Origin of the sequence: Desulfatiglans anilini DSM 4660, assembly GCF_000422285.1 — a bacterium.
GTDB lineage: Bacteria > Desulfobacterota > DSM-4660 > Desulfatiglandales > Desulfatiglandaceae > Desulfatiglans > Desulfatiglans anilini.
On the sequence record NZ_AULM01000011.1, the window covers coordinates 85,505 to 108,426 of the forward strand.

The 22,922-nt window shown below is 59.0% G+C and carries 17 protein-coding genes; 4 read left to right on the forward strand and 13 right to left on the reverse strand.

Annotated elements, in window-relative coordinates:
- Positions 1–4: 4 nt before the first annotated feature.
- From H567_RS24255 to ppcB, 9 genes are all read right to left on the reverse strand, one after another.
- Positions 5–1,081, reverse strand: coding sequence for a PEP/pyruvate-binding domain-containing protein (locus H567_RS24255; protein WP_161626600.1), 1,077 nt, complete (start codon positions 1,079–1,081; stop codon positions 5–7).
- Between the two features lie 98 nt (positions 1,082–1,179).
- Complete coding sequence (locus H567_RS0110265) at positions 1,180–3,027, reverse strand: PEP-utilizing enzyme (RefSeq protein ID WP_051184705.1); 1,848 nt, start codon at positions 3,025–3,027, stop codon at positions 1,180–1,182.
- 85 nt (positions 3,028–3,112) lie between these two features.
- Positions 3,113–5,464: a molybdopterin cofactor-binding domain-containing protein gene (locus H567_RS0110270; protein ID WP_028321337.1), complete on the reverse strand. Its 2,352-nt coding sequence runs from the start codon at positions 5,462–5,464 to the stop codon at positions 3,113–3,115.
- A gap of 152 nt (positions 5,465–5,616) precedes the next feature.
- A complete protein-coding gene (locus tag H567_RS0110275; protein ID WP_028321338.1) occupies positions 5,617–6,081 on the reverse strand; it encodes a (2Fe-2S)-binding protein in 465 nt (154 codons plus the stop codon).
- 14 nt (positions 6,082–6,095) lie between these two features.
- The gene (locus H567_RS0110280) at positions 6,096–6,977 is read right to left on the reverse strand and encodes an FAD binding domain-containing protein (RefSeq protein WP_028321339.1); all 882 of its coding nucleotides are present in this window, start codon (positions 6,975–6,977) and stop codon (positions 6,096–6,098) included.
- Between the two features lie 42 nt (positions 6,978–7,019).
- Positions 7,020–7,601, reverse strand: coding sequence for a UbiX family flavin prenyltransferase (locus H567_RS0110285; RefSeq protein WP_028321340.1), 582 nt, complete (start codon positions 7,599–7,601; stop codon positions 7,020–7,022).
- A 220-nt stretch (positions 7,602–7,821) separates the two neighbouring features.
- On the reverse strand, positions 7,822–9,033 hold the full coding sequence (locus tag H567_RS0110290; RefSeq protein ID WP_028321341.1) for a Tm-1-like ATP-binding domain-containing protein: 1,212 nt from the start codon (positions 9,031–9,033) through the stop codon (positions 7,822–7,824).
- A gap of 3 nt (positions 9,034–9,036) precedes the next feature.
- The gene (locus H567_RS0110295; RefSeq protein WP_028321342.1) at positions 9,037–10,695 is read right to left on the reverse strand and encodes an AMP-binding protein; all 1,659 of its coding nucleotides are present in this window, start codon (positions 10,693–10,695) and stop codon (positions 9,037–9,039) included.
- Positions 10,696–10,870: 175 nt separating this feature from the next.
- The gene (gene ppcB, locus H567_RS0110300; RefSeq protein WP_028321343.1) at positions 10,871–12,277 is read right to left on the reverse strand and encodes a phenylphosphate carboxylase subunit beta; all 1,407 of its coding nucleotides are present in this window, start codon (positions 12,275–12,277) and stop codon (positions 10,871–10,873) included.
- An 809-nt stretch (positions 12,278–13,086) separates the two neighbouring features.
- Here ppcB and H567_RS0110305 point away from each other — a divergent pair.
- Positions 13,087–14,055, forward strand: coding sequence for a LysR family transcriptional regulator (locus tag H567_RS0110305; protein ID WP_028321344.1), 969 nt, complete (start codon positions 13,087–13,089; stop codon positions 14,053–14,055).
- A gap of 56 nt (positions 14,056–14,111) precedes the next feature.
- Here H567_RS0110305 and H567_RS0110310 read toward each other — a convergent pair whose 3' ends face one another.
- Positions 14,112–15,326 carry a Tm-1-like ATP-binding domain-containing protein gene (locus tag H567_RS0110310; protein ID WP_028321345.1) on the reverse strand — a complete coding sequence of 405 codons (1,215 nt, stop codon included), beginning with the start codon at positions 15,324–15,326 and terminating at the stop codon, positions 14,112–14,114.
- Positions 15,327–16,446: 1,120 nt separating this feature from the next.
- Here H567_RS0110310 and H567_RS0110320 point away from each other — a divergent pair.
- Both H567_RS0110320 and H567_RS27145 read left to right on the forward strand, forming a co-directional pair.
- A complete protein-coding gene (locus H567_RS0110320) occupies positions 16,447–17,445 on the forward strand; it encodes a glycine cleavage system protein H (RefSeq protein WP_035254016.1) in 999 nt (332 codons plus the stop codon).
- Between the two features lie 307 nt (positions 17,446–17,752).
- Positions 17,753–18,472 (forward strand): glycine cleavage system protein H, encoded by a 720-nt coding sequence (locus H567_RS27145; RefSeq protein WP_051184707.1) that lies wholly within the window; start codon positions 17,753–17,755, stop codon positions 18,470–18,472.
- An 85-nt stretch (positions 18,473–18,557) separates the two neighbouring features.
- Here H567_RS27145 and H567_RS24265 read toward each other — a convergent pair whose 3' ends face one another.
- From H567_RS24265 to H567_RS27150, 3 genes are all read right to left on the reverse strand, one after another.
- Positions 18,558–19,127 carry an archaemetzincin family Zn-dependent metalloprotease gene (locus H567_RS24265; protein WP_051184708.1) on the reverse strand — a complete coding sequence of 190 codons (570 nt, stop codon included), beginning with the start codon at positions 19,125–19,127 and terminating at the stop codon, positions 18,558–18,560.
- On the reverse strand, positions 19,124–20,470 hold the full coding sequence (locus H567_RS0110335) for a sigma-54-dependent transcriptional regulator (RefSeq protein WP_028321348.1): 1,347 nt from the start codon (positions 20,468–20,470) through the stop codon (positions 19,124–19,126). Before H567_RS0110335 ends, H567_RS24265 begins: the two co-directional genes overlap by 4 nt.
- Before the next feature lie 466 nt (positions 20,471–20,936).
- Positions 20,937–22,487 (reverse strand): ATP-binding protein, encoded by a 1,551-nt coding sequence (locus H567_RS27150; RefSeq protein ID WP_051184709.1) that lies wholly within the window; start codon positions 22,485–22,487, stop codon positions 20,937–20,939.
- A gap of 127 nt (positions 22,488–22,614) precedes the next feature.
- Here H567_RS27150 and H567_RS28495 point away from each other — a divergent pair.
- A partial coding sequence (locus tag H567_RS28495) for a hypothetical protein (RefSeq protein ID WP_153306139.1) occupies positions 22,615–22,922 on the forward strand: 308 nt, incomplete at its 3' end.

Consider the following 22,922-nt stretch of genomic DNA (forward strand, 5'->3'; position numbering starts at 1 on the left):
CTCCTTAGTCCAGCTTCAGCTTGATGGGCGTGGTCGCTTTTTCGAACAACAATTCAAAACCGGTTTTTTTGCCCAGAACGGATTCCTTCTTCTTTTTACCCCAGGCGCTTTCAGGACGGGCCTGTACGAGATAGATCGATTCAGGGAACGGCAGGCTTCCGGAGACGGCAAACTCGATATCCTGCGGGACGCCGAAGTGGGCCTCCACCTTCTTGGCGAGGCGCGCCAGTTCGATGATCTCCCGGTCTTCCAGGCAGGGGAGCTTCTTTTGGTCGGCAGGCAATTCCTTGTATTCCATTTTGCGGGTCTCGGGGTTGTAGGCGAATTCGCTCCCCTTATCGGAAATGACCCTTTCGTCGATTTCCAGGGTGATCTTGTCGACCAGATAGCGGTCCGGGTTGACGTTGCCCGAGACCACGGCCTCGCCGAAGCCGAAACCGGCCTCCATGGACACCTTCGACTCGTCGCCATTGATGGGGTTGAGCGAGAACATGACGCCGGCCGCCTTTGCGTCGACCATCGTGAGAACCGCCACCCCGATCGGATCGTATTCGAGTTTGAGGCCCAAGCGTGCGCGGGCGATAATGGAACGGGTGTTGAACGTGCTCGCCCAGACGCTCCGGACGTATTTGACAACATCATCCGCGCCGCTCACGTTCAGGTAGGTTTCATACTGTCCCGGATGGCTGACGGGACCCGCCGAGCGTGTCGCGACAAACAGATCTTCCTTGCCGGTCTGCCGGCAGAGTTCGGCATAGTATTCGCGGATGGTCTTTTCCATGTCGGGCGGCAAGGCAATCGATTCAACCGTGCTGCGGACCTCTTTGGAAAGGATGTCGAATTTTTCCGTGTCGGCCACACTTTCAGCGTCGGCCTTGAAATGTGAAAGGATTTTCAACACACGTTCGGTGGCTTCAGTCTCTTTCATGAACCGGTCGTAGGCGACAACGCTCAGCGCGAATCCAGGCGGGACGTGGAACCCGGCCTGTGTCAGTTCCCCGAGATTCGCACACTTCTTCCCCACAATATCGTTATGGTCTTTTGACAGTTCGCTCAGCCAGTAAATCCATTGGTCCGGCATCTTCTTCATCCTCCTCTATGTTGCTGCCATGCAGCGCCTTCGCGCAAGGGGCGCCGGGGTATCCTTTCCTCGCCCCCGGCGCGAAGGGGTAAAAAATATTAAACCCGTTTGACGATGGTCACTTTGCCGGTGCTTCCATCCACGCGGATGATGTCCCCGGTCTTGATGACCTGAGTTGCGACCCCGGTTCCCGTTACGGAGGGCAGGCCGTATTCCCGCGACACGATGGCCGCGTGGGATGTGAGACCACCGATATCCGTCACAGCCGCCTTGATCTTGGTAAAAACGGGCGCCCACGAGGGATTGGTCGTCGGCGCGACCATAATCTCTCCGGGCTCCAGCTTGGCAACGTCGGCCAGCATTTTGAGCACGCGGGCGGGTCCTTCGGCCACGCCGGCGGACGAGGGGAACCCGGTGATTTCATCCAGATCTCCGACTTCCATACCCGCACCCTTCAGCCATTCCTGCACCAGGTCGGTCGTGACGCCCCAGAGCATGAGGGTGAACGGTTCCGCGATCTGTTCGGGCGGCACCCCGATGGCGGGCGTGGGATTCCACTTCGCTGCAGCTTCAAGGATCTTCTTCCGCTTTTCGGCCTTTGCCTGCCAGAAGGGGCCCCTGGTGGGTACGCCCTCGCCCAGGGCCCAGGCAGTGGCCAGATCCTCCAGGAGCATGGGGACCTCGAACCGGTTGAAGAGGTAAATGTCCTCAGGTTCGCCCAGGACGCCGTGCTTGGTGAGGATCTTCCCGAACTGATCGATCCGCTCGAACCAGATCGTGTGCAGCCAGTGTTCGACCCAGAAAAGGTGATCCTCTGCATAGCGGTAAATGGAGCGGACGACCCTGTGCGCATCCTCGAAGGTCTTGCGGTCGTCTTCGGAGCGGATGAGGGCCTTGTATTCGGCGACAATCCGCTCTCTTTCCTCGGAAATGCTCTCGAGTTTCCGCTCGATCGTCTCGCCTTTCTCGAGGCGTTCGACGTAGCTCTGCATGTAACTGAAAGGGAGGTCCATCGTGTTGATCCAACTGCCTTCGTAGTGGAACCAGCCGCTGCCGTTCGAGACGTAGAACCACGGGTTCTTGATCTTGTCCATCTCCTCGATCCAGGCCTTTCCTTCGGGCGTGGTCCTGAGGATGTTCATCTTCTCTTCGGCGGTGCCCTTCTGCTTCAAGACCTCGGCGACGGAGCGGTGGCTCATGGCCAGCCGGCTCAAGCGGCAGAGTTCTTCCTCGGGCCGGAACATGGAGACGTCCGCCCCGGCGACCATCTTGCCGATCGTGCCTTCCTTGATCCCCGGGAAGAGCTTCCGGGAGGTGTCCACGAACATCAGGTAGGCCAGGTAGGCCAGGTTGAGATACTGGAAGTGATACTGCCAGGCCCGGATGATGAGATTGACGATGTCGTTGAAGTTTTCCATGAGGACGTTGGCTTCGGTAAACCCCTTGGGGGTGGGAATGACGTCCTCATCGGGCACGAACTCATATAGCTCTTTCGGGATGTGTATGGCCTCCATGTCGTGGCCGAGCTTGTGGAATTTCACGAGCCATTCTTCCCACTGCCGGGCGTAGTTATCGAAGGTATAAGGGACCCGCTTCCCGAAGAGTTCGGCCTTCTTCTGGATGACGTCCCCCGGGGGCGATTCGACGGCGCTGATGTACATATAGCACCCCAGGATCCGTTGGGCGACGCCCTGGGCCGGGGGGATGCAGAAGACCCTGGTGTTGTACTGGGACAGAGCGATCTGCCAGGCTTCCTGGAAGATGTCGTCCAGCGGGTAGAGCGGATCGGCGGCGTGGATCTTGTCGTGGTACCAGAAATGCCGCTTTTCCCAGGCCTCCCGGTCCTTGCTGAAAAGACGCTGGGGCGCGTACATTTCTTCCCATCCCTCCATCTCGGGTGGCAATTCGATTTCATCTGCAAATGGAAATTGGATCGGTGCTGCCATGATGTTCCCCCCTCTTTTTGGTTGAATGCCCGGTGTTCCCTCGACCCGCCGCCCGCGTTTTCCGCGGGAGCGGGTCAGCCCCTGATTACTTCCCCTTGGCCTTCTGAATGGCCATGAAGACCCTTTCCGGCGTGAGCGGAAGCTCATCGATCCGAACGCCGATCGCGTCGTGTACCGCGTTCAGGATGGCCGGGATCGTGGGCATGATGGCCCCTTCCCCAACCTCCTTGGCCCCGAACGGACCGTTCGGCTCTCCGGTTTCCACCACGATGGTGTTGACGTTGGGCATGTCCAGGGCCGTGGCGATCTTGTACTCGCCAAGGTTGCCGTTGAGCACCCGCCCCTTGGCGTCGATCTTCACCTCTTCATAGAGGGCCTCACCGAGCCCCATGGAGAGCGATCCCTGCATCTGTCCCTCGACGGAGGTCACGTTGATCGCCAGACCGCAGTCGTGGGCGTCCGTCATCTGGTCTACCTTGACGCGTCCGGTTTCGAGGTCGACCGTCACCTCCACAACCTGGGCGGAGCAGCCATAGGCCGGCGAGGTCCCGACGGCCGCCCCTTTGAATTTGCCGCCCAGTGCCGGCGGCTTGTACTTCCCGGTTCCGACGATGCTGCCTCTGGCGAGGTAGGCCATGCGGGCGGCCTCCCTGAAGGTGAGTTTGTCTCCGGTGGGCGGATCGGTCCAGCCCCGATGCTCTTTGATGTAAGCCGTGCGCAGGCCGCTGAAATCCACGTCTTTTTTAAAGTGGATCAGGCCGTCTTTGATGTCCATCTCGTCCATCGGGACGCCGAGGATCTCGGAGACGACCTCCAATACCTGTCGTTTGACGTCCTCGGCCGCCTCTTTGGCCGCGTGCCCGCTCATCAAGGTCTGGCGGCTCGAATAGGCGCCGAGATCCACGCCGTAGTCCGTGCTGCCCGAGGAGACCTTGATGTCCTCCAGCCTCACCCCCAGGGCCTCGGCCGCGATCATGCCCATCGTCGTATCGGAGCCCTGCCCGATTTCGGCGGAGGCCGTCAGGAGATCGGCTGTGCCGCCGTCTTCCCGCAGCTTCAGAACGGCTGTCGAATGGTAGGTGTCCGAACGGTAGATCGGATACCCGGCGCCCGAAACGAAGAATCCGCAGGCGATCCCGATTCCCTTGCCGGGGGGGAGCTTGCCCTTCTTGGCGTTCCAGTCCGAGCCGTTCTTCACGGCCTCGATGCATTCCTTCATGCCGAGGCTGCTCATGTTCAGGTCGTTGCAGGTGGTGTCTCCGCGCTCCATCATGTTTTTCAGGCGGAAATCGACCGGATCGATGCCCAGTTCCTGGGCGATGGCATCCAGTTGCTGCTCCCAGGCCGCCCGCGCCGCCACGCCGCCGTGCCCGCGCTGGGCCCCGCAGGTGGGCTTGTTCGTGTAGATCCGATAGCCGTCGTACTTCATGTTGGGCAGCCTGTAGGGGCCGCCGAGGAGGGATCCGGCGTAGTAGACCGTGGCGATCCCGAAACTCGTGTAAGCGCCCCCTTCCAGGTAGCACTTGTTGGTCAGCGCCATCAGGGTCCCGTCCTTTTTGACTCCGGTGGTCAATTCGTGGAAGAACTGGTGCCGCGCGCGGGAGTGTAGAAAGACCTGTTCCCGGGAATAGTTCATCTTGACCGGCTTGCCCGTCTTCATGGACATGAGGGAGGCCGCCATCTCGAGCGGGATGGCCTCGGCCTTGGGCCCGAAGCCGCCGCCCACGTAGGGTTTGATCACGCGCACCTTTCCGATGGGGAGACGGAGCACCATGGCCGCGGTGCGCTGCACGTAATGCGGTGTCTGGGTGGAGGTGTTAAGGGTGAGCTCTCCCGTCAAGGGATCGAAGGCCGCCAGACAGCCGTGCGGCTCGAGGAAGGCGGCGTCCTGACGCTTGTTGACGAAGGTGTCCGTGCGGATGAGGTCACACTGCTTGAAGGCCTCTTCGACGTTCCCGAACTCCTGGTGTACCTCGGCGCAGATGTTGCCCGGATAGTCCGAGTGGATCAGCGGGGCCCCTTCGGCCATGGCGTCTTCGATCGTCATGAGGGGCGAAAGTTCCTCGTAATCCACCTGGATCAGCGAGACGGCCTCCATCGCCGTTTCAAGATCGACGGCGGCCACTGCCGCGATCTCGTCGCCGATGTAACGCACCTTGTCGTGGCAGAAGAGGGTTTCATCGTAGCGGGCAGGGCTCACGCCGTACTTGACGAGGCCGGCTTCGGCGGCCGTAACGACGCACTTGACCCCCGGAAGCTTCAAGGCCTTGGAGGTGTCGATGTTCAGGATCTTGGCGTGGGCGATCGGGCTTTGAAGCAGGGCACCGTAAAGCATGCCCGGCATCTTCAGATCGTCGACATATTGCGCGCGTCCCGTGGCCTTGGCCGGTGCGTCCAGCCTTGGCGCCCTGCGGTTGATGACGCTGTGTTGGCTCATGGTCTTTCACTCCTCTCGATAGCTTGGATCGGGTTTTGATGTCTGCGTTGTTTTCAGGTCTCAGGCTCGGTTGGTCCAGGGAATCAGCAGACCGGAGGCCTCTTTGCAGGGGCGCCGGCCGGAGCGGACCCGGAAATGTTCACCCGGCCTGATCAACGGGCGCGGCCGACGTCGAGGATGGCCTCGACGATCTTCTGATAGCCTGTGCAGCGACAAAGGTTTCCGGAAAGCGCGCGTCTGACCTCAGCCTCGTTGGGATGCGGATTTTTTTCGAGCAGGCTCTTGGCCGAAAGGATCATCCCTGGCGTGCAGAAGCCGCACTGGATCGAACCGTGGTCGATGAAAGCCTGCTGCAACGGGTGCAGACCTTTGCCCGTTTCCACGCCTTCGATGGTGGTGATGCTTTTCCCGTCGGCCTGCACGGCCAGGACGAGGCAGGAGTTGACGGCTTTTCCATCCATGATGACCGTACAGGCCCCGCAGTCCCCCAGATCACAGCCTTTTTTGGTGCCGGTCAGGCCCAGTTCGTATCGCAGAAGGTCCGTGAGGGTGAGGTTTGGTGCCACGGCCACTTCCATTTCTTCACCGTTGATGGTCAGTCGGATCAATTTTTTCATCGTCTCATTCTCCTCTAGCTTCTGGCCCGGGCGTCCTTGAGGGCCGCATCGAGGGCGCGTTTCGTCAGGACCCCCACCATGGCCCGCCGGTATGCGGCGGATCCGCGGAAGTCGTCGATCGGGCGGCTGTCGCCCGAGGCTGCATTCGCTGCTTTCTCGAACAGTGCGTCGGAGGGCTTTTCGCCGATCAGCGCATTTTCGGCCGACGGCGCCCGGATGGGCGTGGGGGCGACCGAACCGAGGACCACCCGTGCGGCCTTGATCGGTCCGTCCGGACCATCGAGAGCGATGAAGGCCGCCACGTTGACGAGGGAGATCTCGAGCGCCTCACGAACCCCGAGCTTCTGGTACCCGGCTCCCGAGTTCGGGAGCGGTGCCGGCAGGAGAAAAGCGGTCAGAAGTTCATCCTGGGCCAGGATCGTGGCGCCCGGGCCGGTAAAGAGCGATTCCACCGGGACGGTGCGCTCGCCGCCTGTTTTCTGGAGCACGGCCTCTGCACCATAGGCGATAAGGGACGGGGGAAGGTCGGCCGCCGGACGGGCCGAAACCACATTGCCGGCGATGGTCGCGAGGTTTCTGACCAGCGGGGAACCGAGCCAGCCCGCGCCGGAGGCGAGGGCGGCAAAGGTCTTCTTCACCAGCGCGTTTTCGGCCAGATCCGCCACGTTTTCACGGGCGCCGATGCGCACCTGCCCATTTTTCTTGTCCACCCCTTTCAGGTCTGCGATTTTTCCGACGGAGATCACATTCGCCGTGGTGAAGACCTTTTTTTTGAGGTTGACCAAAAGGTCCGTTCCGCCTGCCAGAACTTTTCCGTCCCCTTTGAACTGTGACAGCAGTTCGCAGACATTCGCCACGCTCCCGGGCTCATGGTAATCGAATCTAGGTAAAAGCATCTTCATCTCTCCTTTGTTGTCCCTGGGCTCAAACCCGTGCGCCTATCGGGGCTTCGCGGACGTTTCCTCGCCCCAGCGCTGGAACAGGTTGTGCTCGATTCCGAGGTAATCAAAGATTTTTCCAATGGTCTGATCGAGGATGTCCTCGATGGTTTTGGGTTGGTGGTAGAACGACGGCACGGGAGGCAGAAGATGGGCGCCCATGTCGGCGGCGGTCATCATGAGCCTGAGGTGCCCCTTATGTAAAGGTGTTTCGCGGACGACCAGCACCAGTTTGCGCTTCTCCTTCAGCGTGACGTCGGCGGCGCGGACGAGAAGATTTTCGGTGTAGGAATTGGCGATTCCCGAGAGGCTCTTGATCGTGCAGGGTGCGACGACCATTCCCGAGGTGAGGAAGGATCCGCTGGCGAGGGCCGCACCGACGTCGCGGTGATCATAGCAGTATGCGGCCATGGCTTCAATATCCTTTGCGGTATACCTGGTTTCGATCTCGATATTTTTTTTGCCTGATGGCGAGATGATGAGGTGGGTTTCGACATCGGTTTTACTGAGGTGTTCCATTAGACGTACGCCATAGATGACGCCGCTGGCGCCCGAAATGGCTACGACGATTCGTTGATTCATGGCAACCCCTTGCTATTCCCCCTGCATGGCCGAGGGTAGGTGTTTCAAACGGGAGAAATTCCGCAGGCCATGCTATACGCCCCGGCCCGCCGGTGGCAGGGAACTCCGGCTGCCGGGGATATGGTGTAGCATGGGCGGAACATCTCTGCTTGGTTCTTTTTCGATCAGGGTGTTTCTCCTCCCTGATGCCTTGTGCATTGAAATCGCTGCAAGCCCCCTATTAAAAAATTTGGAGGGATGCTTTGACGACCGCCGCTGCAAAGGCTGGATCCTCCATGTTGGCGTCCACTTCGAGGATTTCGATGTCAGGTTTGAGGCCTTTGCGCAACTCCCCCGCAAAGACGAGGTCCTCTTCGGGGTTGTGGGTGGCATTTCCCGGATAATCGACGGAAGACCATCCTTTGAGGGGGATGAGGACCTTTACGGGACCTTTGGAGCGGTTGAGTTTTTCCCGGAACGACCCTGCCACTTCGCGCAGTTCGTCGGCCGAGAGGCGGATCCAGGTTCGGAACCGGTCGAGATCGTATTTCGGCCGCTGCGCATAATCCGGCTTGTACTTGGATTTGGCCGGCGTCATGTGATTGACGCTGCAGGTCGAGATGATCTGCGGTAGCCCGGCCTCACCGGCGGACTCGAGACGCCTCGGCCCCGCGTCCCGCATGAAGCCGAACAGGTGTTCGCCGACGCCGCCGGGTGCCAGATCGACGACCCCGCTAAACAGTCCGTCGGCGATCATGTCTTCCATCGCACGGTCGCAGACCCCGGCCGCAGAAAACCCGATGACCTGGTATCCCTCCTGGGTCAAAGCTTCGCGGACGGAACTGGCGCATTTCTCACAAGGCCCGAGCATGGTGAGGGCGATGGCCTTGCCTGCAGTGGAGCGGGGGGAGATGATGTCATCCTGCACCTGGCCCGCCATGGCGGCCGCCGCCCGATCCAGGACGTTTTTCAAGAGGTCCGAGAGCCCCGATATCTCGATGACCGAGTGAAAAAGGGCGATGTCTCCTGTACCGATGTACCGGGTGGAAAGGCCCGGCAGGGCGGCGGTGGAGGAGATCATCAGCTTGGGTACGCCGAAGGGCAGCGCCCGCATGACATCCGTCGCCATTAGGGACCCGGTGGAGCCCCCGAGCCCGACGACGCCGCTGAGTTGGCCTTCCTTCTGCAGATCCTGGGCGATCCTTGCGCCACCCCGGATCATGGTGTTGGTGATTTTAGAGCGTTCACGGGATTCGCGAACCTCCTGCAGGCTGCTCCCGCCGGCCTCGGCCACGCGGCCGGGGCCGATGTCGGCGGGGGAAGCCTCGTCGCCGCGCATCGAGATATCCATCAAGAGGGGCTCGAGGCCCCTGGCCTCGAGCCGTTCCTTCAGATACAGGGTCTCCTGCCCTTTAGTATCCAGGGTGGATATCACCAGGACTTTCTTGCCCATGATCTAAATCTCCCCTGCTGCGATCCGCTTTTCGATATCGACCTTCAGCTCCTTTTTGTTGATCTTGCCGGAGTCGCCGACCGTGGGGAACGCGTCCATGAGGACCATCTTTTCCGGCAATTTGAACATCGCCAGTTTCTTCGACTTCAGGAAGTCGACCATCTCCTGGAAGGTCAGGGTCTGACCGGCCTTGGGGATGACGCAGACGCAGCACCTTTCCCCCATCTCGCGGTCGGGGTAGCCCACGATAGCGACTGAGGCCACCTTCGGATGTTCGTTGAGCAGTCCCTCGACCTCGGCGGGGTAGATGTTCTGGCCGCCGCGGATGATCATGTCTTTGGCGCGTCCGAGGATCCAGAGGCAGCCCTGGTCGAACTTGACGATGTCGCCAGTGGTGGTCCAGCCGTTTTCGTCGAAAACCGTAGCCGTGAGCTTCTCGTCGCGGTAATAGCCCGCCGGGGCGTGGGGGCCGCGGAACCAGAGCACGCCGGGTTCGCCTTCCGGGACCTCTTTCTTCGCCTCTTCATCCATCAGGCGCACTTCGTTGCCGGGCAGCATGCGGCCGACCGTACGGCGGCGGAGCTCCTTCGAGTCTTCCACGCGGCAGCCCGAGACCGAACCCATATCCTGGGTCCCCAGGTCGCTCGTAATGGCAGCCCCAAAGGCATTCTCGGCCTCCTCGGCCACCTGCGGCGAGAGGTAGCCGCCGGCCGAGCGGATGAAGCGAAGGGAACTCAGGTCATATTTCTTGGTATCGACCTCGAGCATTCGCACGAGGTGGGTCGGCACTACGCCGATGGCCGTCGCCTTCTCTTTCTCGATCAGGGCCAGGGCGTCTTCCGGAGAAAACTCCTCGAGCATGACGGTCTTCGCGCCGGCGAGCGGGGCCGCGAAATAGGTCAGGGTTCCGGCCGCGCCGCCGGCGTGGGGCGCGATGGCCATGGTGATGTCGTCCTTGTTCAGCCCCCAGATGTCGACGCGGGCCTTCGAGGTGCAGACCCTGGGCGCGATGGGCCATTCGACCAGTTTGGGAAGTCCGGTGGTGCCGGTGGTGCTGGTGAGGAGCCCTACGTTCCAGATGGGATCCAGGCGTCTTTCTTTAAAAACGGCTTCATCGCCCGGTTTCGGGCTGCGGCCTTCGGCCAGTTTGGTAATGGAGTAGGTGCCTGCCGGGGCGTCGGCGGGGACCGTGTCATCGAAGAGGAAAAAATTCTTGAGATAGGGGAAGCGCGCCTGAAGGCCCTTGTACATCGCGAGATAGTCGAACTTGCGATAGACCGTCGGGATGACGACGGCAGCGGCCTCGGTCCGTTCGACCATGTACTCCAATTCCTTCTCCCTCAGGTAGGGATAGACGGTCAGGGAGATCAGGCCGGCCCTCTCGCTCGCAACGCGAGCCAGAAATCCGTAAACGCTGTTGGGGGACTGGATGATGATGCGGGAGAACTTGGGGATGCCCATCTCCACCCACGACATCGCGATCGAGTCGACCAGCTTTTTGGCCTCGGCCCAGGTGACGCGATACTTCGAGTCCACCAGCGCTTCACGATCACCCAGTTCACGGGCGTTGCGATCATAAAAATCATAAAAGGTCTCCTGCGTCCAGTAGCCCTTCTTCAGGAATTCATCGACCATCTTCTGCTGATAACGGATCGGTTTCATCTTTGCTTCCCTCTCGAAATGGATGAATGTTCGTCTGCCTTGATGGGGCTGTTTTTTTCCGGCTGCCGGTTGAAGACCGGCCTTGAACGGACCCGGACCTGAAACGGTTTTCGGCGCACCCCCGGCCTGAGCGGCCGGGAGTGCGCCTCCCGGGGGAGGGTTTCCGGTTAGAGGGTTAGAAACCCAGTTCAGACCAGCGAGCTTCGACCCTCTTGACCATTTCGGGGTCGAGCTTGATCGGGATGGGCTTCTCTTTCCAGTCGTAGGGGATGGTGGCGTCCAGCAGGAGGCGGCCCGTGATATCCCTGGCGTCGATGGGCAGCGAGGGATCAAGCGGAGTCGAGCGGCCGCGCTTGATGACCTGGCAGCGGTTCGGCTGGAAGCGGAAGCTCAGGGCGTACAGGACCCGTGGAATGTCCCAGGGCTCGATGTCTTCGTCGACCACGATCACGGTCTTGAGGCCGTAGGCGCCCATTTCCGTCGAGATGGCTGCGGTGAGCACCTGGTCGGCGTGGCCAGGGTACATCTGCTTCATGGAGATGATGGCGAGGAAGCGGCCCGAGCCTTCCGGCGGGCAGTACACCGAACGGATGCCGGGGATCTTCATGCCGACGAGCTGCTGCCACAGGGTCGCGCCGTAGGAAACGGCCATGGTCATGTGGGTGTCGGTGACCGCGCGGCCGACCGTGGTGCCCCAGAGGATCGGGTTGTTGCGGTAGGTCACGCACTTGACATCGATGAAGTTCCTGGGATCGGTTCCGACGCCGGAATAGTAGCCGGTGTATTCACCGAACGGGCCTTCCTGCATGAAGGCCTCGGGATCGACCTCTCCTTCGACGACGATTTCAGCGTGCGCCGGGATCGGGAGATCCACAGTTTCACCCTGGACCACCTCGACCGGTTCGTTGCGAATGGCACCGGCGACATCGTACTCCGACACGAAAGCGGATATCCGGGCGGCGCCAAGGATGAAGAGCAGGGGGTCACAGCCGATGATCGAGGCGACCGGCATCTTTTTGCCCATGGCCTGGTATTTCTTGAGCATGATGTCGGCGTGCTTGCCTTTGATGAACTGGGTGCCCATTTTATCCTTCCCGAGGAGTTGGGAGCGGTAGGTGCCAAGGTTCACCCAGCCGGTCTCGGGGTCCTTCGAGATGATGAAGTGGGCGGTGCCGAGATAGCGGCCGCCGTCGAGGGGGTACCATTGGGGCGTCGGGAATTTGTAGAGGTCGACTTCGTCGCCCATCATGATATTCTCTTTGCAGGGCGCGGCAGACTTGTCCACTACCTTCGGGGGGATCAGCTTGTCGCCGATTTTAACCCATTCTTCCATAATTTGCGTTAGGGAAGATGACGGGTCCATCCCCATGATGAGGGAGAGTCGCTCTGTGGTCGTGCAGACGCTCGTAATGACGGGTGTGGTGTAATCCTTCACGTTCTCGAACAGCAGCGCCGGACCTTGCTGTTCTTCGTTGAGCTTGGCGATGTGCGACAGCTCCAGGTTCCAATCGACCTCCGCCTTGATCCGCTTCAGCGCGTTGTGCTCTTCGGCCACCTTGACAAAATCTCTCATGCTTTTCATTCTAAATTCTCCTTCATTAGGTTAAAATTAGTAAAAAGGGACAATATGGTTACGCTATTGCTACGCAATGCTGAACGTAATTTTCAACCAGGAAATATAAGGGATTGGTGTCTCCCCTGACGTGATGCGCCGAAAACGAACGGGTTCAGTTCAGGGGGAGAATGAATGTCTGCGTATCCGACTGTAATACCCGCGAACGTCGATCGAACCGCCCTGTCAGGTGCGGATTGTCTCTGCCGCTTCAAAGCCGGCGGCACTGCCGGCCGCACCGGCGATGCGGCCGCTTTCCTTCGGGCCCGGCCCACACGGTGGTAAGGGAAGCACCCTTCTCGTTAGATTTTCTAACCGTGAGCCTTGAGAAAACCGTCGGTGTCATATATCGCGCCGTATCGGGAATGGTTCAAATTCAATTAGAAATTGGAGGAATGTTGTACGCATCTGTCTTGAATCTCTATGTCTGCTACATCCGTTCCGGGAGTGTATCACTGGAAACGCGCCCGTAGATCGAATGATTTCGTGCTATCGTTACCCCTTTAATCGCCTTTTCAAAGAAAACTGTCAAATGCATTTTTTTTATGGTATTCATAAACGTTGTTTATGAATGCGATTCATGCATAACCAGCTCTTAGGGATCGGATCACCGTGATGCGGCGGAAGAGAGGCTGCGCCCATGTTTCCTGTTTTCCCCTTGGAGGGGCCAGGATCCCTTCTGATGGGGCTGTGCGTGAATGGGGTCCTTTCGCTTGAAGTGGCGGGGCAGCAGCCTCGTTTCGGGAATTGAGGCGCAGGATGCCAGGAGGTCGGTTTCTATGATTAATTTCAATCATTTCAGGATATTTTACTATGCTGCCAAGGCGGAAAGTTTCACCGAAGCGGCGGAGAAGCTCTTCATTACCCAACCGGCCGTGACGGCGCAAATACGCGCCTTCGAAGAAGCCTGCAACCTCAAATTGTTCAAAAAAAAAGGGCGCCACGTCAATCTTACAGACGAAGGGAAGGCCCTTTTTCACTATGCCCGCAAGGTTTTCGAATTCGAGCATGAAATTGAGGTTGCGATCGACAAAATGCACCAGCTCAAGCGGGGGGTCCTGCGGATAGGGACCACCAAGACCTATGCGCGTTACTTCATGCCTTACCTTCTCAGCGCCTTTTTGAAGGATTACCCAGACATAAAGGTCTTTTTGAACGAGGGCAGTTCGGCCGAAATGACCCGCGGACTGCTCGATCTGACTATCGAGATCGCGGTAATCGCCAAAGCCGAGGAGAACCCAGCGGTTGTCTTCAGGCCCTTCAGCCAGGAGGAACTGCTGCCTATTCTTCCACCCGGTCACAGGCTGGCGGGGCGGGACTCGGTGCATTTCACGGAATTGGCCGGGGATCCGATCATTTTGAAGGATACCGGGTCAGGGACGAGGAGGCGCGTGGCGGATCTCTTCGCGAGGTACGGACGTGTCCCGAATATCCTGATGGAAACGAACAATGTCGAGTTCATCAAAGAGCTGGTTGGGAGGGGAGAGGGCTTCTCTTTCCTCGTCAAGGCGGCCGTGGTGCAGGAGGTAAAAGAAAAACGGCTGGTCACGCCTCAGATAAGGGGGGAGCATCTTTACCTCGATGTGAGCATCGCCTACCTGAAGGATCAGTCCCTTTCGAGGCCAGCCAAGGCCTTTCTGCGTATGCTCGAGAATCTGGCCGGCGACAACCCGTCACCGGCCGAAGGCATCGGGGCGCTCACAGCGAGGATCCTGGCCCGCGCCGAGAAAACTGCCCGGATCGAATGACACGCCTTTCCGAACAGCCGCCATCCGCCTTTGTATTCTAATCTTCGAAAAAACCTCTACTCACCGCTGTTCTGGATCATGGCATGCATTTCCCGGGCGCACTGCTCGGCGAAGGTGCTCGAATTGATGTGCTGGTGCGATTCCTGGATGCTGACCGCAGATGAGAGATTCTCACGGACTGTGTTCAGGAAAAAACGGTTCATCGCCGGATCATACAGAGGCGCACCTTCCTTGTCGGCCTCGGACCACCCGAGCGTTGGGATGAGCAGTTTGGCACCCCGGCCGAAACGATTCAATTTTTCGGCCAGCTGGCGGGCCAGTGTCGCAGCCTCCTCCCGGCTCAATCGAACGGCGGAACGGAAATCATAGAAGAAGATGCTTCGCTCCCGGTATCGCTCCGGTATGTGGTTGCGATCGAAGATCAGAACTGCGCAGTCGAGGCCCCCGGGGATCACCAGACGGGGTGGGTTGGGTCTTCCGGGGAAGGGCACGAGCCTTCCCGGCCCGATGCCGCCGCAGTAACCGTCCAGGAGGGCGTCGGCCAGTTCGTGGGTGGCGAAATCGAGGACGCCCGCGAACAGCCCTTCGGATGCCAGTTCTTCCATCGCCATCCCGCCGGTTCCATTGGCGTGAAAGGGAATGACTTCGTAGCCGAGCGCCTCCAGATGCCTGCGTACGTGCTCCGCCCCCTCGGTAATGAAGCCGAACATGGTCAGGCCCACCCGCTTTTTCGTCCTGCCGGTTCGATGCCTTTCGTTGCTTTCCACCATGCCGCAGACGGCTCCGGCGGCGCGCTCCAGCAGTCCGGCGGAAATGCTGTTGATGCCCAGCAGATCCACGACGCTGTGCATCATGGTGATATCTTTGGTCCCCACGGTACGGGACATGTCCCTGGAGGCCACCGTGGATATCATGACCTTGGGGGTGCCCATGGGGAGGATGCGCATGATCTCGGTGCAGAGATAGGTGCCGGTCCCTCCGCCCGCTGAGATGACTCCGGAGAGGCCGTCCTGCCGGTAGCGTTCCTGCACCACCGAGCGCCCCTTCTCGATGACGGCCTCGATGGCTTCGTCTCGGCCCAGACCTCCGCGGGGCGCGATCGCCTCGGTGTACAGATCGTAGTCGACGGGAAAAGGCGCCGGGGCCTTGGTTCCCGCGTGAATCGTCAACGCCGGAAATCCCCGTTCTTCGATCACGTCTCTGAGGTAAGCATGTTCCTCTCCTTTGGAATCGAAGGTCCCCAGTACAACGACCGCCTTGTTTCTCTCCATGGCAACGCTCCATTATCCATAGGTTGCAGCGGGTGGAAGGGATACTTCCCGACAAAGTCCATATTCTTTGAAACGGTCTATTCAGAGTGCTTGCCGTTAGACGCGCACGAACTGTTGTCCGTGCCGGGGGCTGCGCCTGACAGCGTGTTCGACAGCCTGCCGTTCCTGAGCAGGCATGAGATGTTCAGCTGTAATGTCAGCGAAATCCCAAGGAAAGCTTCAAACACAGGTTTGATCGACGACTCTTTTCTGGATTGAAAGGTCACATATATAGGCCATCGCGAAAAGATCGTCAAAAGAATTTCGTCGCAGGAAGATTGGTTTAAGCTTTTTTAAGCTGTTGTTTTAGTTTGTTACCAGTTTGTCGAGCCTTTTAGCCACCCATGGGCTGCTTCAGGGTGGAGATCCTGGCCCTGGTCCCACAAATTTTCCATCCGGAAATGGTCTTTTGGCCCAATCTCTGCGTCAATCTTTGCGCTTGCTTGTGCGCCGGCCACCAGGTCGCCCCCGCGCAACCGCTTGATTTCTTCGATCTTGGCCAGACCGGGACCCGCCCCGCAGGGGTGGGACTGAGCACGCGCAGCGTGTGAAGAAACCGGGAACCCGCAGCGCGGCGGTGGGATCGAGCAGCCGAAGGGTGTGAAGAAAAATCCTCATTTACCGATTGGAGACCGGGTTCCACCGGGAAATCATCTTTGAATGGAGGCTGGAGAGCAGGCCGCCTCTGCGGGTAAACCTTTGCGAAAGGGGTCATTTTGCCGAAGATGAGAGCGCACACTTCGTAGCGAAACCTCCCCGGTCGCTTTTGGTGTAGGAAATCAAGACAAGGTGTGTAGGAAAAGACAACATAGTGGCTTAAAGCAGGAAATACCGGGTTCGCCTCTTTGGGCAGCAGCGGATTATAGGTATGGTACTAGGCTGCACTGTTGTATTTCACGCCAACCTAGTCCTCTTCGATGGAGGCAGGATCTGGCCGCCCTTCTTTTCCTTTGGATAAAAAATTTAATATGATCAGTATGATATGTCGTATTTTCTCCATTTGATCCGGTTTGGCACGCAGGTTGCTTAAGAAGACAACCAACACAAGACATCACCCTTCCTCTAAAGAAAGGAGCAGGACATGGCTAGCAAAGATGCAGAAAATCGGAGAGCGACGGTGGGGTACGGTTCGACCTATCGCAGGGGCCGTAGCCAGGACCCCGCGGATAACGCCTCGCTGAAGGCGGTTTTGAACGGACAGCTCTGGATGGTCAAGCCGGACAAGCAGGCCCAGGCGGCCAATCCGTGCATCTGGATGCAGGCGGGCGTGGTCGATTTCAAGAACTGCAACAACTTCTACGATTGTACGACCTGCAAGTATGATGGGGGTATGAAGAAAAAGGTCGAGAAGGGGGCCGCGACCGGTTGGCGGGATGCGATGCGGCGGAGGCCCGGCCTGGAGCGGGTCTGCCGCCACACCTTGACGAACCGGATCGAGGAGCGGGTCTGCGCCTACGATTACGCCTGTCACAAGTGTGACTTCGACCAGTTTTTCGAGGACGTGTGGGCCCCGAAAACGGCGTCCCGGCCGGACGAGATGCACGATGTCAAAGGCTTTGCTGTCCCGACGGGCTATTATTTCAACGACGGCCACTCATGGGCCCGGATCGAAAGCGGCGGGTACATCCGGATCGGCATGGACGACTTCGCTCTCAAGCTGTTTGGCAGGGCCGATGCGTATGAACTGCCGGTTATCGGGAAAGAGTTGTCTCAGGGCAAACCTGGATGGGGTTTCAAACGATCGGCGCAGGAGGCCGAGGCCCTTTCGCCGGTGAACGGGGTTATCGTCGAGGTCAACGGCGATCTGCGTGAAAAGCCGGCGATGGCGAATGCCGGGCCTTATGAGGCCGGATGGATGATGCTCGTGAGGACACCCGATATCAAGGGAACACTGGCGAATCTGATGACCGACGCCGACAGTATCGGATGGCTGAACCAGGAGGTGAGGCAGCTGGAAGGCATGATCGAGGAGGTGGCCGGACCTCTGGCGGCAGACGGTGGTACACTGGGTGAGGACATCTATGGGAATCTGCCGGGTCTTGATTGGGGCAACCTCCGGCGTGCGTTTCTCAAAAGCTGATCGCGAAGCGGAGCACCCTGCTGGGAGCCCGCCACGCAGCGAGTCCTTTTTCGTAGTCAAGCGCGATGCAGCCGGGCAGGCCGGGCCCGGCTCCAAGGTCTCATGCTGAGGGTGGATGCGGCGAAAGACTGAAACCGGCCGGCATAAACGACCGGTCCGAAAACGAGGTTTTGCGGCGGAAATCAGCGGAATCAAGCCGTCGGGCGCATCCTGACGCCCGATCATCTTAGAGGCGGGAATTGCAGGGAAGCAGAAGAAAACCGGGAAAGCCCGCTTGCCGGGGCAACCGGATCCAGGGAGAGATGCTATGGAAAAAGAGAGGGAGACCGGAAACCGACTGGATGCGCGCCGTCCATGCAAGAGGCATGTGGAAGGATACATCGGATACCGACCCTGCACCCATGATTACCGCTGCGATGATTGCGAGTTCGAGCAGTTTTTCCTGGATCACTACCGGGTTCATGCGGTGGTTCAGCCCGTTGATACGATCAAGATCCGGGGGTTCGATGTGCCGCAGGGGTATTATTTTCACGCGGGCCACACGTGGGCGAAGGTCGAGGGAGACCAGACGGTGCGTATCGGGCTGGATGATTTCGCCTTCAAGACGCTCGGCCCCTTCGACCGCCTCGATGTGCCGTTGATTGGAAAGGAGATCCATCAGGATCGTCCAGCCGTAACGGTTTATCGGGATGAACACCGCTCGGCCGTCCGTTCGCCGCTGAGCGGTATTGTGACCGCTGTCAACCAGGAGCTTCTCGAGGATGCGCGTGCGGCGTTCGACCATCCCTATGCCGACGGATGGCTTCTGACAGCCCATGCTACGGCGCTCAGGAGCGATCTGAAACAGCTCATGATCGATCAAGAGACGAAAGCGTTTATGCGGAAAGAGGTCGACGAGCTGTTCGGTCTGATCGAGGAGACCCTGGGGCCTATGCCGAACGATGGAGGCGATATCCGGGGCGACCTGTACGGAGAAGCTCCGGAGATTGGCTGGGACAGGTTGAGCCGCCTGGTTTTCAAGACGTGAAACTGCGCACTTTCCGGAAGGAAACCAACTCCTGTCCAGATGTTCCCTGCCTCAGAGGGGACCCCGGATCGGCAAACGGCGTGATTCAAGGCGTTTCTTCCGCCATCCTGTCCAGTTCGTCTTGGAGGAGAACCCTGCAATATCGGCAGAATGCCTGGGATTTGCGGTCGACATGCTCGATTTTGCGGCAATAGTGCATGATGCAGCGGGTTTCAGGGCAATGCTTGAGATTGAAGGTGTGGCCGAGTTCGTGGACGGCCTCCTTCATGAGGCGGCAGCGGAGTCGTTCAGGATCGCCTCCGGCAGAGATCCCCTCGTTCAGCCGGTGGGTCGAGACGATGCAGGCCCTGCCACCCAGTTGAGCTTCGCCGTAAACGTGGGTGAGGATCGGAATGTACAGGTCGCGGTCGGTGACGGCCAGGATCTTCAAGGCATCGGGCGGGGCGAGTTCAGCAAGCCGGGTGAGGATCGCCGTCGAATGGTATTGATCCCTTTGCGTGTTGTAAGCGAAATCGATGCTGTCCAAGAGGGGCATGGCGACTGTCGGATAGCCGAAAAGACGACTGATTTCGAGGCCGACGGATTCGAGATAGGATTCCTGGCCGTCGCTAATGGAAGTCAGGACGATGATGGATGATGCCTTTCCTGGTTTCAATCCTTCTTCCTGATTCCGTAGCGCTTCATTTTGCTGTAAAGGGTCGACCGGTCGATGCCCAATGTCTCCGCGCACTTGGATATATTCCACTGGTGTTGTTCAAGGATTTTAACGATGTGGGCCTTCTCGAGTTCTTTCAGGGACTGATCGGCGGGCTCGAGGGTCATCTGGTCCGGGCTGAAGATCGGCAGATGTTCAGGCAGGATGGTCGGGCCTTTGGCAACGACGACCGCCCGTTCGACGGCGTTTTCCAGTTCCCGGATATTGCCCGGCCATTCATAGAGCATCATCTCGTCCAGGGCGTCACGGCTGATCCGTTCGACCGGTTTGTTCGTCTCCTGCGCGAAACGGTGCAGGAAATGCGCGGCAAGCAGAGGGATGTCCTCTTTACGTTCCCTGAGGGGCGGCATCTCGAACGTAAACACGTTCAAGCGGTAGTAGAGATCCTCCCGGAAGCTCCTTTCGCGGATCGCCTGCTCCAGGTTGCGGTTGGTGGCTGCAATGACGCGGAAATCCACCTCGAGCGGCTGGGTGCTTCCGAGGCGGTAAAAGACATGATCCTCGAGGATCCGCAGTAGATCGATCTGCATCCGCATGCTGATCTCGCCGATCTCATCGAGAAAAAGGGTGCCGCCGTGGGCCAGTTCGAATCGTCCCTTCTTGGTCTCTTTGGCATCGGTGAAGGCCCCTTTCTGATAGCCGAACAACTCGCTTTCGAGAAGCTGTTCCGGAAAGGCGCCGCAGTTGATCGAGACGAAGGGCCCGGCGCAGCGGCGGCTGAGGGTGTGGACGGCCTTTGCGGCGAGGCCCTTGCCCGTGCCGGTTTCACCCCGGATCAGGACGGTCGAGTCGGTCGGGGCGACATCGCGGATCAGCTCGAAGACCTTCTGCATGGCCTTTGACTGGCCGATCATGCTTTCGAAGCGGGTCCTTTCGCGCACTTCCTGTCGGAGATACTGGTTTTCGAGTGCCTGCAGCTGCTGTTTTTCGATCCGCTCGATCAGGATTCCGAGTTCGTCCGGATCGAACGGTTTCATCAGGTAGTCGGTGGCGCCGTGCTTCATGGCTTCGACCGCCGTGTTGACCGAACCGTACGCCGTGATCATGATGACGGCGATGTCAGGATCGTTCTCCTTGACAGCCTTCAGGACGTCCAGACCGCTCATGCCCCCCATCTTGATGTCCAGCAGAATGATATCGAAGCGGGATTCTTCGATCATCGCCAGGGCCTCTTCGCCGCTCGAAGCGGTCTTCAGTTGATGCCCGTCTCTTTCAAGCCAGCCTGCCAGAGATTCCCTTACGATGAGTTCATCATCGACGATCAGGATCTTGCTGCCGCCCATGGAGCCCTCCTTGTTCGTTTCCGTTCCCAAACTGTTCCGCCGGTCGCTCTCTGTACCGGACCGCAGGCCGTTTCGTGCCGACCCCTATGCGCGGTGATCCGTCCAGGCGGATCCCCGCTTTTGCTGCCCCCGGCCGGAGGGCGGCCTTTGCGCGTCGAAGATGCTCCTGGGATGGATGCTGGCTCCATTCGAATGCCACCTCCTGCTCATCGGGGAATGGCTGCCAAGCGGGGCCTGCCTTTCCATCCGGAAGTGAGAATGTTTCTTCGCAGTGGGCCCCGGGTTTTTCCGTATCAAGCATACGAGGCGTTTGTTCGTGCGGCGACCCGGAGGTCGGCTTCGTGCAAATGAGCATTCCGTACGCCTCCCTTCTGGAGATTGGGCAGACCATGGATCTGGATAGTTTTCCCACGGCCTGAGAACAGCGGACTTTTCGACACGCTGTCATAGGTTTCGGACGCGCGCATCAGGCGCCCTGGCTCGCCTCCCGATTCACCGGGAGTTTGACGAGAAAGGTCGTGCCCTTGTCCGGCTCCGACTGAACCTCGATGGTCCCGCCATGGTTTTCGATGATGCCGTAGGCCACTGAAAGACCCAATCCGACGCCCTTCCCTTTAGTCTTGGTGGTGAAGAAGGGTTCGAACAGGCGCGGGAGGTTTTCTTTGGGGATGCCGGGGCCGTTGTCCTCGAATGTAATGAAGACCTGGCCGGCTTCTTTGACGTCGCCGGTCCTGATCGTCAGCGTGCCGCCGGGCATTGCCTCCATGGCCTCGGCGGCGTTGGAAATGAGGTTCATAAAGATCTGCTGGAGGTGATCCTCCGAGCCCATGACCTCGGGAAGCCCGGGATCGAGGTCGGTAACGACGCTCACATTGTGTATCTTGAGGAGATTCGAGTTCAGGAACAAGGTCTTCTGCACCAGCCGGTTGAGATCGACGAGTTTCAATTCAATTTTCGACTGTCTGGAGAACGTGAGCAGGTTGGAGACGATCCTGCTGATCCGCCGGGTTTCCGTCTCCATGAGGTCCAGGTAGCGGGCGAATTTCTGCAGGTCCTCGGTTGTCAGGCGCCCCTCCTGGCTGATGCGTTTCATGAGCAGGATCAGGTTGAGAATGCCGGCTATGGGATTGTTGATTTCGTGGACGACGGAAGCGGACAGCTTTCCCAAGGAGGCCATTTTGTCCTGATGAAGGAGTTTGGCGTGCGTTTCTTCAAGGGCTTTCGTCCGCTCCTCGACCATCCTCTCCAGGCGCTGGGTGATGCGCTCTTCCTCGCGTTTCCGGTCGGTGATGTCGCGGCTGACTTCGATGAATTTCGATATTCGGCCGTTGTCCTCGAAGATGGGGAACATGGTGACTTCGGTATAAATGGGCTGTCCGTCGCTGTCGATACGCGTTACGACCTGCTGTGAAGGCTCCCTGTTCCTGATGGCCTCGTTCATGGGGCAGAAGATGATGCCTTCGTTGCAGGGCTGGTTGCCTTTCTGGAAGACCTCATGGCAGGAGTGTCCGACGACCTGCTCGCGGGTGTAGCCCATTTTGGTCAGGAAGGCCTCGTTCACCTCCACGATCTTTCTGTCCGGGGTGATGACGAGAATAAAGTCCTGAATTCCGTTGAGGATGGTTTCCATATCGAGGCTGCGGTCACGCCATTTGGCTTCCTCAAGCCGGGTGGCCGCCCAGAACATCATAAAGACCGCGCGGGTCATGATGCGGATGTGATCGGGGCTGTGTTTGAGGACGTCGTCGGTGACTTTTTCGTCCCGGCAAAGGACCAGAATCAGGTGGATATCGAGGGATGGGTCGTAAAGCGCATGGTAATCTTCGAGGACGCTGAGCCCGATGGATTTCGCGAAGAGGACTGCCGGGCTCTCCGGGTCGGGGTCGACGACGGCGACATACCGGGCCTTGACATCCTCCTGGGAATAGGAACTGGTGGTCTTTTCGAGGACCTCGCGGGCCAGTTTTCCGCCGCCGACAATCCCGATATTCAGCAGCGAAGGCGGGTGTTCGACCATGGATTCTTCTCCTTTGTGGGCGCTGGATGCGGATCGGCCGGGGATTGGCGCATGCCGTGGTGAAAGGACGAAACGCGTATCCGGCCGGAATTGCTTGATCCAGCGCGCGCCGAATGGAAACTAAGCGTTGATCGGGCGGCTGGGTGTGGTTAAAATAGCTTCATACGGGAGTGGAGAAAAGGCTGTTCCCGGCTGGGAGCATAATAAGATCCATCCGGGAATGATTTCCCGGAAAAACCCGGTTTCCAACCCGGAAATGAGGATTTTCTCGCCACACCCTTCAGGTGCTCAGTCCCAACGCTTTGGCGTGAGGCTGGTCCCGGTTTTTTTCAATATCAAGGAAATCAAGCGTTTGCGCGGAGGCGACCTGCAGGTCGCCGCACAAGCAAACGTGCAGATTGACGCCGAGATTGGCCAAAAAGACCATTTCCGGAT

What these genes read in the sequence shown, in the direction of transcription:
- H567_RS24255 (WP_161626600.1), bottom strand. Translation starts at nt 1,081, where the DNA reads ATGCCGGACCAATGGATTTACTGGCTGAGCGAACTGTCAAAAGACCAT.
- H567_RS0110265 (WP_051184705.1), bottom strand. Translation starts at nt 3,027, where the DNA reads ATGGCAGCACCGATCCAATTTCCATTTGCAGATGAAATCGAATTGCCA.
- H567_RS0110270 (WP_028321337.1), bottom strand. Translation starts at nt 5,464, where the DNA reads ATGAGCCAACACAGCGTCATCAACCGCAGGGCGCCAAGGCTGGACGCA.
- H567_RS0110275 (WP_028321338.1), bottom strand. Translation starts at nt 6,081, where the DNA reads ATGAAAAAATTGATCCGACTGACCATCAACGGTGAAGAAATGGAAGTG.
- H567_RS0110280 (WP_028321339.1), bottom strand. Translation starts at nt 6,977, where the DNA reads ATGCTTTTACCTAGATTCGATTACCATGAGCCCGGGAGCGTGGCGAAT.
- H567_RS0110285 (WP_028321340.1), bottom strand. Translation starts at nt 7,601, where the DNA reads ATGAATCAACGAATCGTCGTAGCCATTTCGGGCGCCAGCGGCGTCATC.
- H567_RS0110290 (WP_028321341.1), bottom strand. Translation starts at nt 9,033, where the DNA reads ATGGGCAAGAAAGTCCTGGTGATATCCACCCTGGATACTAAAGGGCAG.
- H567_RS0110295 (WP_028321342.1), bottom strand. Translation starts at nt 10,695, where the DNA reads ATGAAACCGATCCGTTATCAGCAGAAGATGGTCGATGAATTCCTGAAG.
- ppcB (WP_028321343.1), bottom strand. Translation starts at nt 12,277, where the DNA reads ATGAAAAGCATGAGAGATTTTGTCAAGGTGGCCGAAGAGCACAACGCG.
- H567_RS0110305 (WP_028321344.1), top strand. Translation starts at nt 13,087, where the DNA reads ATGATTAATTTCAATCATTTCAGGATATTTTACTATGCTGCCAAGGCG.
- H567_RS0110310 (WP_028321345.1), bottom strand. Translation starts at nt 15,326, where the DNA reads ATGGAGAGAAACAAGGCGGTCGTTGTACTGGGGACCTTCGATTCCAAA.
- H567_RS0110320 (WP_035254016.1), top strand. Translation starts at nt 16,447, where the DNA reads ATGGCTAGCAAAGATGCAGAAAATCGGAGAGCGACGGTGGGGTACGGT.
- H567_RS27145 (WP_051184707.1), top strand. Translation starts at nt 17,753, where the DNA reads ATGGAAAAAGAGAGGGAGACCGGAAACCGACTGGATGCGCGCCGTCCA.
- H567_RS0110335 (WP_028321348.1), bottom strand. Translation starts at nt 20,470, where the DNA reads ATGGGCGGCAGCAAGATCCTGATCGTCGATGATGAACTCATCGTAAGG.
- H567_RS27150 (WP_051184709.1), bottom strand. Translation starts at nt 22,487, where the DNA reads ATGGTCGAACACCCGCCTTCGCTGCTGAATATCGGGATTGTCGGCGGC.